This is a genomic window from Martelella sp. UBA3392 (genome assembly GCF_002358775.1).
In the GTDB taxonomy this organism is placed as follows: Bacteria; Pseudomonadota; Alphaproteobacteria; order Rhizobiales; family Rhizobiaceae; genus Martelella; species Martelella mediterranea.
Genome location: NZ_DEPM01000168.1, coordinates 473 through 12,876 on the forward strand (window position 1 = coordinate 473; position 12,404 = coordinate 12,876).

The window sequence follows — 12,404 nt, forward strand, 5'->3', positions numbered from 1 at the left end:
CGGATCGAGCCGAACAGCGACTGATCGGTCCCGCCGGTCAACTGAATGACCGCATCGGCAAGCTGGGCGATCTGAAGCGCGGAGAGCTGCGATGAGGACTGGTTGAACAGCAGTTGCGCCAGGATCTCGTCATCCGGCAGCGCCGGCGTCGAGCTCAGCTTCACCTGCGGGTCATTGGCCACGCCTTCAAGCGCGATGGTGATCGCGGTGGAGCCGGCATTGGTGTTGGCCCTCAGATCGATCATCGGGATCAGCGCGCCGCCGAAGGTGATCCGCCCTTGCGTGAAATCAAGCCGCCGGTTGAGGATCGAAAGCCGGCCGCGAATCAGATCGAAACCGCCGCTGACGACCGGGTTCTGGGTCGTGCCGGTGATCCGCACATTGCCGCCGAGCTCGGCATCGACGCCGCGTCCGCGCACGAAAATCGCGTTGGGGGCCGAGATGGTGAGGTCGAGCGCCATGGTGGTGCGCGCTTCGCTGGCCTGAGGCGGAGAAAGCTCCTCCGCCTGCCTGAGCACGGCCTTCGATGCGTCCTGATGCACGATGTCGATCTGCGATATCGACGCCGGCAGCCGGTCGGGAATGACGATCGCCGTGCGGGCAAGCGTCAGCCGGCCGGCAAGCGTCGGCTGGGTCAGGATCGGTCCTTCCAGCGTCAATGTGCCGTTGGCCGTGGTCGTCAGCAATCGTCCGTCATTGATGACCGCATTGTCGGCCACGAGCTTCAGCGATGCGGGAAAACCGCCGGTCAGTCCGACGCTGCCGCTGATCGTCAGCGTGCCGCCGGCGGCGAGCCTGCCGGTGATGCCGTCGATCTGCACCCGGTCCCCGGAAAGGGAGACGCGCCCGCCGATATCGTTGAGCGAAATGCCGCGCCTGATGTCGGTCAGCGCGCTGATCGCGAGGTCGACGCCGCCCGAATAGCTCGGGCTCGTCAGCGTGCCGCCGACCGTCATGTTGACATCGGCGTTGCCGGAAATGGCGAAACCGGAATTGGCGGCAAGTGCTGCGGCGATCTGCATCGGCAGGCGACCATTGATCGACAGGTTCAGCGGCCTGTTGCCGGTGAGCCCGACCGAGCCGGTGGCGCGCGCGTTGATGCCCTGCGCATTGGTGATCGTGGTGTCGGTCGTCACCTGGCTGCCGTCATAGCGACCGGTGGTGGTGACGTTGAACGGCTGTCCGCCAAGCGCGCTTGTCTGGGCCAGATTGCCGTTGTCGAGGCGGAGATTGTAGTCGGCCGTGGGGCTGGCCGTCGTGCCGCCCGCCGTCACCGTGCCCGAGATCGTGCCGCTGGCGCCGAGCGAGGGAACGAACTGGTTGGCGATCGCGGCGGAAACGCCGTTGATGTTGGCCGTCAGGTTCAGCCTGTCGCCGACGCTGCCGTTCACGGCAACCGTGCCGCCACCGATCCCGAGCCTCAGGCTTTGGATATTGGTCGTGCCATTGGCGATGGTGATCCGCCCGGGTTCGACCAGCCGAAGGCCGAGACCCATCGGCGAGCCTTCGAGCCGCCTGAGGTCGATCGTCATCGTATCCCCGCGGTTCACGGCCGCTTCCAGCGATACCGGTTGACCGTCGTAGCGGGCCGCGAGGTCGAAATTCGTCGTGGTGTCCTGGTTGCTGGCCGTAAGCGTGATGTCGGTGACGGTCTGACCGGCCACGGCAACAGAACCAAGCGTGATCTTGCCGCTTGCCTTCAGCGCCGCGACATCGGCAACCGTCATGTCGGCGTCGAGATTTCTTGCGGTTACGCCGTTGGTGGTGATGCCGTCGCTTCTGGCGTCGATCGACAGGCCCAGCCTGTCATTGGCGTTGTCGAGCTCGACGCGGCCGGAGATCGCGCCCTCGGCCTTCTGGCCGGCGAGGCCGGCGAGCAGCTTCAGGTCCGGAAAATCGAAGCTGATGCCGCCGGCGGGCTGGAACTTGCTGTTGAGGATAATGTCGCCGGAAAGCGTGTTTTTGCCCACCGCGCCATCAATGCCCGCGATCTCGATCTGGCCGTCATTGGAGGTGACGTTTGCCGACAGCGAAAGCGGCGCGCCGGCATAGCTGCCCTTTGCGGTAAGCGCGCCGGAGGGTGCCGACATGTCCGCCTTGCCCTTGATCGTGGCGACGAAATTCTCAAGCGTCTCGCCGGTGATGTCGAGACTGTCGGCTCTCACCGTGGCGTCGATTTCGGGCGCGGTCAGTTCGCCGCCGATCGTGGCGTCAAGCACGGCCGAGCCCTTGACCTGCGGCGCGAGCCGTCCGAGTTCGGCGACCGTCGCCTTCAGCGTCGCGTCGATCGTCCCCCCGGTGACGCGGACATCGCCGCCGGCGGTCAGCAGCCCGTTTTCCACCTCGAGATTGGAGAGCGCCACGGCGCCGGACGCGGTCGAGAGGAAGAAATCGCTCTCGATCCGGGTCATGTCGTCGATCAGGCCGGCGGCCGCATCGGGAAGCGCGTCGGCGAGCACGAACAGTCTGGCGTGGCCGGTCGCGTCCTGCGACTCAAGGTCATAATCGACATTGGCCGTGGCGCCGATGCTGCCGCTTTCAAGCGCGATATCGTCGAGCTTCACGCTTCCTTTGGCGAGCGTCACCCGCGTCTTGAGCGAAAGCGGGGCCTCGATCATCCGGTCGAGGCTTTCGTCGCGGAACGCAAGGCTTTCAACCGTAAGCCCGGCATTGAAAGCGCCGGTGCGGGTGGAAAGGTCAAAGCCCTTGCCGTTTGCCGCCAGAGAAACGCCGCTTGTCGAGACTTGCGGCAGGGAGAGCTGCGAGAGCGTGACCGATGCCGATAGGTCCGCGCTTTCGGCCGCGCCGTGAAGGCTGACGCTGGCATTCTCAAGAGAGAGCGACAGCGTGCCGTCGTCGCCCATCGCCATGGAAAACGGCACGGAACCGTCATTGACGCCGTCAAGCGTGACGTCGAGGTCGTTTTCGCCCTTGGGATCATAGGCGCCCGAAGCATTCAGAACGAAGCTGCCGGTCTCGACCCGGCCCTTGCCGATCGCGATCCGCCCTCCGGGATAAAGCGTCGCCTGAACGTCGATGCCGGTCTGGCCCTCGACCAAAGACTGGAATTCCGGCGGCGTCAGCGCGGCGAATTCGCCCTGGCCGGTGACGGTGACAGTGCGCTCGTCCTTGTCGCTCAACTGGTGGCGGATGTCGATCTCGCCGAGTTTCTCGCCGGAGAGCGCGGCCGTCAGTTGTCCCTTCCAGTCAGAAAGCGGGCCGTTGCCATCGATCGCGATGTTGAGCGCCGGCGTGCCGGGCAGTTTCAGCAGGGTTGCGACCATGCCGCCTTCCGGCTCGTTCACCTCGGCGGTGATATCGAGGAGGTTCTCGCCCGGCGCATAATCGATATCGGCCTTTACATAAGTGCCGGCGCGGGCGCGATGCTCGATGTCGAGCGCGGTCGAGATCCGGTCGGTCACGGCGCTGACATGGCCGGAGGCGGAAAGTGGATAGGCTTCGCCCGCCACGGCTTCGGCTATGTCGATCTCAGGGAAATCGAATTTTTCGATATCGATGCCGATCGGCAGCGAAAACCCGCCGCTCGACTGCGCCTTCTCCGGCGCCGGCTTGCCCGGAACGGGGAGACGGGAAAGCGAAACCGTGCGCGCCGACAGGCTCTCGGCGGCAAAGCGTCCCCTGAACAGCGCCATTGGCGACCAGTCGAGCGCGATGCCCTCGACCGTGGCATAGGGACCCTTGATATCGGAGACGGTGACGCTGTCGACGGTGAAATTGCCGGTCAGCGGCGCGCTGACCCTGCCCACATGGACGGCGAAATCCGGGGAGGCGATCCGTTTGGTGATCTGGCGGACGGCGAAATTCGCGCCGGCATCGGTATAGCCGATCAGGATGACGGCGGCGGCGATAATCACGATCACCAAAGCCAAAAGACCCGCAATCACCTGAAACAGTCGTTTGAAGAACACCGCCATGAAACTCCTCGGGCGCAATTTTCCTTAAGCATTTAGAGCGATTTGCGCGTTTTTCCAATCATGCCATGAAAGGCATGAATGCATCGTCAATTGCAAGGAGGTGACTAAAAACTCTGTCCGATACCCGCATAGATGCCGTAATGGTCGCCGCCGGGATAGCGATCGAGCGGAACGGCGACGTCGAGGCGGATCGGGCCGAAGCCGGTCAGATACCGCACCCCGATGCCGGCGCCGGCGCGGATATCGGAAAAGTCGGGGAACTGGTCGGCGGAGACATCGGCTGCGTCGATGAACGGCACGACCTGGATATTCTCGGTCACGCCGATGCGGGCCTCCAGCGTCGCCTCGACATAGGAACGGCCGCCGGTTTCCTCGCCATTGGCGAGCCGCGGCGAGATCGACTTGTAGGCATAGCCGCGCACGCTGCCGCCGCCGCCGGCATAAAACCGGTCGTTTGCGGGAATGTCCTTGAGGTCGCCACCGCCGACGATGGTGCCGGCCCCGACGCGCGCGGCAAGCGTAAACCGATCATCCTCGCCCGCCGAGAAATAGGTGGAGCCGACGGCATCGAAGGACGAGAAGAAATTGCCGCCCAGGAAATCATAGGAAGGCTCTGCCGTGGTGATCAGATAGATCCCCTCGGTCGGGTTCAGCGGGTCGTTTCTCGTGTCGCGGTCGAAGCCGATCGGCGCGGAAAAGGTCAGGTAATCCTCGGTGCCGAAGGCGTCCTTGATGTGGGAATAGTCGAGCGTCAGGCCGGCGCTGATCGTGTTGTACTCGTTCTGCTCATAGGTGTAGCTGACACTGCCGGCCACGGATTTGGCGTTATAGGCGTCCGGGTTCTCCGTCGCGGTCAGCAGGCTTGCGGTAAACATGCCGGACGGATGGAACAGGCCGGGCTTGGTGAAGGTGATGCCGCCGGCGAGATCGAGCGAGTTGACGCCGTAATCGTCCGAAGCGCCGATCCTGGAAACGCCGGCCTCAAGGCGAAGGCCCTCAGCCTGGCCGAACAGGTTGCGGTGGCCCCAATAGCCTTCGAGCCCGAGGCCGTCGATCGAGGATACGGTGGCGCCGAAGCCGTAATAGCGGAACTTGCCATCGCGCACGGTGATGGTCGTCGGCAACTGGCCGTCATCGTCCAGCGCGCTCGCGGTGGTGATCGTCACCGAATCGAATGTGTTCAGCGAGCGCAGCCGGTTGGCGGCGGCGGTGAGCTGCTCGGGCGAATACTGCTCGCCGGGCTTCAGCCGCGAATAGCGCCGGATGAAATCGGGTTCGACGGCTTCGGAGCCTTTCACCGCGATCTGCCCCAGATCCGCGACCGGACCGTCATCGGCGCGGATGTCGACATCGACCGTGGAATTGGCGTGATCGGCAATCACCTCGCGCCGGGTGATGGTCGCGAACGGGTGGCCCTGGTCCTTGAGCTCGGTGGTGATCTCACGGGCGGCCGCGAGAATGGTTGTCGAATAGGCCGGCTTTCCGGCCACGAGATCGAGCTTTGCAGGGTTGAAGCTTGCCGGCGCACCCTCGAGATTGACCCGCGCGAAGGTGAACATCGGACCCGCCTTGATGGAAACGTTGACCGGGACCGGATCCTCGCGTCCGAAATTGGGCAGGCCGACGATATCCTCGATCGACTGTCCGTTGACGGTGATATTCACCAACCCGCCATAATAGGCCTTCTCGAACAGCGAGCCGACAAGAATCTGCAGATCGTCGCGCGCCTTCACCAGCACGCCGAGATCGCCGTCAACGGGCTGGCGTTCGTCGCTGACCAGCGCCGAGCGTTTGCGCAGGAAGCTTTCCAACTCGCTGTCGCCGCCTGTCACGCTGAAAGTAACGGTATAGTGAACGGGATCCTGGACCGAGGAGATGTCGACCTCCTCCTCGCCCCAGAGATGGATTCCGAACAGGCTGAACGCCTGCGCCTCGCCGCCGGCGGCGAAGATCGCAACGGATATCGCCGGCAGCAGCTTGAGCGCGCGGGATATTCCTGAACTTTGCCGTTTTGAACGGGGTACCATCTTCAACTCGAACCGGATCGTGAAAAATTACATATGCGATAAAATATTAGCAGGTTTCCAAATGCATAGCCCAAGAAAACCGAAAACCCGGCAACAGCATTAACCGTTGGTTACGGTCGCTGTATGTCGGGTCTGGTTTTGCCGTGGGCAATCGCCGCAATTGACGCGCCTTGGCGGGGCCGCCCCCTTTTTGAGGCGGCGGCCCTATCTCTTAGCGGTAGCCGGGCGGGCAATCGTCGGTGTATTCGCGGCCGTAGCGGTCACGATAGTAGCACTTGCCGGGCTGGTTCTCGACGGCCCGGCCGACGAGCGCGCCGGCGCCCGCGCCGATGGCGCCGCCCAGAAGCGCGCCGCCGAGGCCGCCGCCGTCAATCGCCGTGCCGACCAGGGCGCCGGTGCCGGCGCCGATGGCCGCACCTTCCTGGGTAGGCGTGCAGGCCGTTGCCGCAAGCGAAGCAACGCCGATCACAATTCCTGCAAAAAACTTTTTCATGATTCCCTCATCACCTTTTGCGCTTTGGTCCCGCCGCGATCCGACCGCTCCATTGTTCCGGAGCGGATCGCTGCCGTCCCTCACATGCAGCCTGCGGCCGCTCTTCCAACACATACCCGAATAGCGATCCGGCGAAAAGCAAAAAGGTCTTCCGCCAGCCTATTACGCCTTAGGTGAATGCTTAATGTCCGGGGGAAAGATATGTTCCAAATTTCCGAAAAATCCGAATCTGTGCGGCAAATTGACCCTGATCAAGTTTTGCCGAGGCGGTTGCGCGTAGGTAAAGTTTGGAATAATTCAAACTAAGGGTTGATTGTCGCAGGACGGGAAACAGGTCGCGATGCGGGTTGACGGGGAGCGAACTTCGTCAAATCCTGTCAAAAACAACAAGGCCGGTGGTGGAGCATCTGGGTAATGGATTTCGAAGCATTCTTCAAAAACGAGCTGGCGGAACTGCATGATGAGGGCCGCTACCGCGTTTTCGCCGAACTGAAGCGTCATCGCGGCGAATTCCCGCGCGCCTCCCGGTTCAAGGATGGCGCGGCCTCCAACGTCACCGTCTGGTGTTCCAACGATTATCTCGGCATGGGCCAGTGTCCCACCGTGATCGCCGCCATGCAGGAGGCGATCGAAACTTGCGGGGCAGGGGCCGGCGGCACCCGCAATATTTCCGGCACCAATTACTACCATGTCCAGCTTGAGCAGGAACTGGCTGATCTCCACCAGAAGGAAGCAGCCCTGATCTTCACCTCCGGCTATGTTTCCAACTGGGCAACGCTCGGCACGCTGGGCGAAAAAATCCCCGGTCTGATCATCTTCTCCGACGCGCTCAACCACGCCTCGATGATCGAAGGCATCCGCCACGGCAAGTCGGCGCGGGCGATCTTCCGCCACAATGACCTCAACGATCTCGAGGCCAAGCTGAAGGCCGCCGATCCGGATGCGCCAAAGATGATCGCCTTCGAATCGGTCTATTCGATGGACGGCGATATCGCGCCGATCAAGGAAATCTGCGATCTCGCCGACAAATACGGCGCGATGACCTATCTGGACGAGGTCCATGCCGTCGGCATGTACGGCCCGCGCGGCGGCGGCGTTGCCGAGCGCGAGGGACTGATGGACCGGATCACGATTATCGAGGGTACGCTCGGCAAAGCCTTCGGCGTCATGGGCGGCTATATCACCGGCTCGAAGGCGCTGGTCGATTTCATCCGCTCCTTTGCTTCCGGTTTCATCTTCACCACCGCCCTGCCGCCGGCGCTTGCCGCCGGCGCGGTCGCCTCGATCCGTCACCTCAAGGTCAGCCAGATCGAGCGGACCCGCCATCGCGAACGGGTGGAGACGCTACGCGCGAAGCTCGACCGCCAGGGCATTCCGCACATGCCCAATCCAAGCCATATCGTGCCGGTGATGGTGGGCGACGCTTCCAAGTGCAAGTGGATTTCGGACATCCTGCTCGATGATTTCGGCGTCTATGTCCAGCCGATCAACTATCCGACCGTGCCGCGCAAGACCGAGCGCCTGCGCTTCACGCCGACCCCGCTGCACACCGATGCCGACATGGATCACCTGGTTTCAGCGCTGCATTCGCTGTGGTCGCAGTGTGCCCTGGCGCGCGCCGTCGCCTGATGGCGTCAGCCCCGCGCCGGGACGATTTTTTCAGAAGCGGGCGGAACACGGCCCGCTTTTTTCTTGAAGTTTGCGGCCTCCGGCGTACTGCTTTGGCAAAACCGTTGCGGAGACCTTCGTCATGTCATTTGAAAAACGTGTAAACGCGGCCATCGACAAGGCCATCGGTGAAAAGCGCATCGTTGGCACAGTCGTCATGATTGCGCGCGGGGACGAGCTTGTCTTTTCCCGCGCCGCCGGTCTCGCCGATCGCGAAAGCGGCCATCCTGTCGCCGCTGATACGATTTTCCGCCTTGCCTCTGTCACCAAGCCGATTGTCGCGACGACGGCTCTGGTCATGATGGAGAAGGGGTTGCTCTCGCTCGAGGACAGGGTGCGCGATTATCTGCCCTGGTTTCACCCAACCGGGCCGGATGGTGAGCCGGCGGATATCCGGCTTCACCATCTCCTCACCCATACGGCCGGACTGGATTATACCGGCGGTGCCGGGCAACTGCCGCCCGGCGAAACGGTGAATACGGGCCTGACCGATACCGATCTCACCTTTGAGCAGAATTTTTCCAGGCTGAACCATTTTCCGCTCGCCTTTGCGCCCGGAACGGCATGGGCCTATTCCGTGGCGATCGACATTCTCGGCGCGGTGCTGTCTTCTGTTGCCGGCGTTGAGCTGGAAGCCGTTATCCGGCAACATGTCGCCGACCCGCTCGGCATGGACGACACGCGGTTTTCCGTCACCGACCCGCAGCGGCTGGCAACGCCCTATGGCGATGGCGCGCCCGAGCCGGAGCGCATGGGAACGCGCCATACTGTGCGCGACGCGGACGGCATCGCCTTTACGTTCGAGCCGTCGCGCATCTTCAATCCCCGCGCCTATCAGTCGGGCGGCGCCGGCATGGCGGGGACGGCCGGCGATATCCTGAAGCTGCTGCAAGAGCTTGCCAGTCGACACCGGCTGCTGACGCCTCAGACCGCCCGGGCGGCGCTTTCCACGCAGACCGGGGCTCTGGCCGTTAGGCCAGGCAAGACATTCGGCTATGTCGGATCGGTTGTCGTCAATCCGGCTGAAGCCGGAACCGCCTTGCCGGAAGGGGCCGTGACCTGGGGCGGGGTTTACGGCAATTGCTGGGCTCTGGACCCTGCAAGCGGCACGGCGGCCATCATCATGACGAACACCGCTGTCGAAGGATGCAACGGCGCCTTCCCCGGAGAAATATGGCGGGCGCTTTTTAACGCCTGAGCAGGCCGGCCGCGCGCCGGCGCGCTTCGCTGTCGGCCTTATAGACGTCATCGATCGTCGTTGCGGCGGGGAGATTGTCCATCTCCGCCATCACGCCTTCCGTGATTTCGGCCATTTGCAGAAAGCCGCAGCGGCCTTCGATGAAGGCTTCGAGCGCCACTTCCTTGGCGCCGTTCAGCACCGCGCCCTGTAGCCCGCCGCGTTCCATGGCGAGCCGGGCAAGTCTGAGCGCGGGAAAGCGGGTCTCGTCGGGCGCTTCGAAATCGAGCCGCGCAAGCTTGGCGAAATCCAGCCTTTCCACCGAAAGCGGGCGGCGTTCAGGGTAGGCGAGCGCATAGCCGATCGCCGTGCGCATGTCGGGCGCGCCGAGCTGGGCCAGGATCGAGCCATCGGCGTAACCGACCATGGAATGGATGATCGACTGGGGGTGCACCACCACCTCCACCTGTCCGGGCGCAAGGTCGAACAGATGCTGCGCCTCGATCATTTCCAGCGCCTTGTTGAACATCGAGGCGCTGTCGATCGAGATTTTCAGCCCCATCGACCAGTTGGGATGGGCGCGCGCGGTCGCCGCATCGACATGACGCATCTCTTCCAGCGACATCTGGCGGAACGGGCCGCCGGATGCGGTGATGATCACCCGGTCGAGCGCGCGACGCTGGTTTTCTTCGAATACCTGGAAGATCGCCGAATGCTCACTGTCGACCGGGATCAGCATGCCGCCGCCGCGTTTCACCGCGTCCGTGAACAGCGGACCGGCGGAAACCAGGCATTCCTTGTTGGCAAGGGCAATGTCCGCGCCTGTTGCCGCGGCCTTCAGCGTCGGGGCGAGCCCGGCCGTGCCGACGATCGCCGCCATCACGATGTCATTCTCGCGTGAGGCCGCCTCGTCGAGACCGCTGGCGCCTGAAGCGGCTTCGATGCCGGTGCCGGAAAGCGCTTGCTTCAGGTCGTCATAGCGGCTTTCATCGGCGGTGACGGCCATGGCGGCGCCGTGCTCGATTGCGAGACGCGCAAGAGCTGCGACATTGGAATTGCCGGTCACCGCGGTGATCTCGAAGGCGTCTTTGCCGCCGAGCTGGGCGATGACATCGAGCGTGTTGATACCGATGGAGCCGGTCGCGCCGAAGATTGCGATGCGTCGCGTCTGCATGTTTCCGCCTGTCGTTCCTGTCTGACAGGCTCTAGCGGGTTTTTCGGGCGGACAACAGGGGGCGGGTCGATATTCCCTTGCTTTGTGGCGCGGGTGGCCGGCCCGCCGCAAGGCACTGGAAAAAACGGACCCGAGGCTTTATCAAAGTCCGGGGCCGCTTGTGGCGACCGAGAGACGAGGAACGAGGGAGTGCGAGATGGCCGAGAGTATCAAGCGCGTTGGCGTGATCGGGGCCGGGGCCATGGGCTGCGGCGTCGCTCATGTTTCGGCGATCGCCGGCTACGACGTTCACCTGATCGACATTGGAAAGCAGCAGATCGAGCGTGGGCTCGCCACCATCAACGGCAATCTGGCGCGTCAGGTAACCTCCGGCAAGCTTAGCGATGACGAGCGCAAAAAGGCGCTGAAGCTGATCACCGCCTCCACCGATCTCCAGGACCTTGCCTCCGCCGATATCGTGATCGAGGCGATCACCGAGGACGAGGCGGAAAAGCGGGCGCTTTACGCCAGGCTCTGCCCGATCCTGAAGCCGGAAACCCTGCTTGCCAGCAATACCTCGTCGTTCTCGATCACCCGGCTTGCCGCCGCCACCGACCGGCCGGAGCGGTTCATGGGCGTGCATTTCATGAACCCCGTGCCGGTGATGGAGCTTGTGGAACTGGTGCGCGGCATCGCCACCGACGAGGCGACCTTCGAAACCGCGCGGGAATTCGTGCGCGCGCTCGGCAAGACGCCGACGGTCTCGGAGGACTTCCCGGCCTTCATCGTCAACCGCATCCTGCTGCCGATGATCAACGAGGCGATCTACGTGCTCTACGAGGGCGTCGGGACAGTCGACCACATCGATACCGCGATGAAGCTCGGCGCTCGCCACCCGATGGGACCGCTGGAGCTTGCCGATTTCATCGGCCTCGACACCTGCCTTTCGGGCATGCAGATGCTGCATGAAGGCCTGGCGGACAACAAATATCGTCCGTGCCCGCTGCTGGTGAAATATGTCGATGCCGGCTGGCTTGGCCGCAAATCCGGGCGCGGGTTTTATGATTATCGCGGCGAGGAGCCGGTGCCGACGCGGTAAGCCGTCAGTTGCAGCAACTGCCTGAGGAAAGTTCCTCCAGGATCGGGCAGTCCGGCCGGTGGTCGCCATGGCAATGATCGGCGAGGTGCTGGAGGGTCGCCTTCAGGCCGGCGAGGCGTGCGAGCTTCTCATCGATCTCCGCGATCTTGGCCGTCGCCAGCGCCTTCACCTCGGCGCTTTCGCGGGCGTCGTCGTCATAGAGCGACAGCAGGAGCCTGCACTCCTCGACCGAAAAGCCGAGATCGCGCGAGCGGTGAATGAAATTCAGCCGGTGGACATGGTTGGCGGAATAATCGCGATAGCCATTCTCGGCCCGGTCGGCGACAACGAGGCCGATTTCCTCGTAATAGCGGATGGTCTTGGGCGGCAGTCCCGATTGTTTCGCAGCCTGTCCGATGTTCATGGCCAATTTCTCCGATCATCTGTTCAGCAGATGTGATGCCTGCTTCAAAAATCTTCAAGTCCGTGGCCGTTGTCTCGCCGCCTGTCTTCGTGCGACGGTGATGAACCTTCAAGAAACGGAGTTCGCATGAAGATCACCGGCGGATGCTATTGCGGCAAGGTCCGCTTCGAAGCCGAAATCGATCCGGACGCTGTGGTGATCTGCCATTGCACCGATTGTCAGCGCCTGAGCGGCTCGCCCTATCGGACCACCGTTCTCGTGCCGCGTGCCGATGTCGAGATCACGTCCGGCGTAACCCGTAGCTATTGGAAAATGGCCGAGAGCGGACGCAAACGCGAGCAGTTTTTCTGCGAAGACTGCGGCTCGCCGCTGTTTACCGGCGGCGAAGGCGCAGATGAAGACGATTGGGGGATACGCTGGGGTATGATCGACCAGCGCGCTGCGCTGCC

9 protein-coding genes are annotated in these 12,404 nt (G+C 63.1%); 4 read left to right on the forward strand and 5 right to left on the reverse strand.

The features are described from left to right. The 3 genes from B4E36_RS12790 to B4E36_RS12800 form a co-directional block, all read right to left on the reverse strand. The coding region (locus B4E36_RS12790; RefSeq protein WP_345900427.1) for a translocation/assembly module TamB domain-containing protein at positions 1–3,935 on the reverse strand (3,935 nt) is incomplete at its 3' end. Positions 3,936–4,039: 104 nt separating this feature from the next. Next, the gene (locus B4E36_RS12795; protein WP_292052853.1) at positions 4,040–5,962 is read right to left on the reverse strand and encodes an autotransporter assembly complex protein TamA; all 1,923 of its coding nucleotides are present in this window, start codon (positions 5,960–5,962) and stop codon (positions 4,040–4,042) included. A 211-nt stretch (positions 5,963–6,173) separates the two neighbouring features. Beyond that, positions 6,174–6,455: a glycine zipper domain-containing protein gene (locus tag B4E36_RS12800; protein ID WP_026173475.1), complete on the reverse strand. Its 282-nt coding sequence runs from the start codon at positions 6,453–6,455 to the stop codon at positions 6,174–6,176. A 414-nt stretch (positions 6,456–6,869) separates the two neighbouring features. On the opposite strand from B4E36_RS12800, the gene hemA reads away from it, so the two are divergent. Together hemA and B4E36_RS12810 are read left to right on the forward strand one after the other, a co-directional pair. Next, positions 6,870–8,084 carry a 5-aminolevulinate synthase gene (gene hemA, locus B4E36_RS12805; RefSeq protein WP_345900428.1) on the forward strand — a complete coding sequence of 405 codons (1,215 nt, stop codon included), beginning with the start codon at positions 6,870–6,872 and terminating at the stop codon, positions 8,082–8,084. A 121-nt stretch (positions 8,085–8,205) separates the two neighbouring features. Then, a complete protein-coding gene (locus tag B4E36_RS12810) occupies positions 8,206–9,321 on the forward strand; it encodes a serine hydrolase domain-containing protein (RefSeq protein ID WP_292052860.1) in 1,116 nt (371 codons plus the stop codon). Here the strand turns inward: B4E36_RS12810 and dxr are convergent. Next, complete coding sequence (gene dxr, locus B4E36_RS12815) at positions 9,311–10,474, reverse strand: 1-deoxy-D-xylulose-5-phosphate reductoisomerase (RefSeq protein WP_292052862.1); 1,164 nt, start codon at positions 10,472–10,474, stop codon at positions 9,311–9,313. The genes B4E36_RS12810 and dxr overlap by 11 nt on opposite strands. Before the next feature lie 196 nt (positions 10,475–10,670). Here dxr and B4E36_RS12820 point away from each other — a divergent pair, with 196 nt between their 5' ends. Then, positions 10,671–11,552, forward strand: a complete 882-nt coding sequence (locus B4E36_RS12820) for a 3-hydroxybutyryl-CoA dehydrogenase (RefSeq protein WP_292052865.1) — start codon at positions 10,671–10,673, stop codon at positions 11,550–11,552. A 4-nt stretch (positions 11,553–11,556) separates the two neighbouring features. Here the strand turns inward: B4E36_RS12820 and cueR are convergent, their stop codons facing one another. Then, entirely contained in the window at positions 11,557–11,955 is a 399-nt protein-coding gene (cueR, locus tag B4E36_RS12825) for a Cu(I)-responsive transcriptional regulator (protein WP_292052868.1), read from the reverse strand. Positions 11,956–12,081: 126 nt separating this feature from the next. Here cueR and B4E36_RS12830 point away from each other — a divergent pair. Then, on the forward strand, positions 12,082–12,404 hold a 323-nt coding region (locus tag B4E36_RS12830), incomplete at its 3' end, for a GFA family protein (protein ID WP_345900429.1).

Excerpts from the sequence above, each read along its gene's own strand:
- B4E36_RS12795 (WP_292052853.1), bottom strand. The coding sequence starts at position 5,962 with ATGGTACCCCGTTCAAAACGGCAAAGTTCAGGAATATCCCGCGCGCTC.
- B4E36_RS12800 (WP_026173475.1), bottom strand. The coding sequence starts at position 6,455 with ATGAAAAAGTTTTTTGCAGGAATTGTGATCGGCGTTGCTTCGCTTGCG.
- hemA (WP_345900428.1), top strand. The coding sequence starts at position 6,870 with ATGGATTTCGAAGCATTCTTCAAAAACGAGCTGGCGGAACTGCATGAT.
- B4E36_RS12810 (WP_292052860.1), top strand. The coding sequence starts at position 8,206 with ATGTCATTTGAAAAACGTGTAAACGCGGCCATCGACAAGGCCATCGGT.
- dxr (WP_292052862.1), bottom strand. The coding sequence starts at position 10,474 with ATGCAGACGCGACGCATCGCAATCTTCGGCGCGACCGGCTCCATCGGT.
- B4E36_RS12820 (WP_292052865.1), top strand. The coding sequence starts at position 10,671 with ATGGCCGAGAGTATCAAGCGCGTTGGCGTGATCGGGGCCGGGGCCATG.
- cueR (WP_292052868.1), bottom strand. The coding sequence starts at position 11,955 with ATGAACATCGGACAGGCTGCGAAACAATCGGGACTGCCGCCCAAGACC.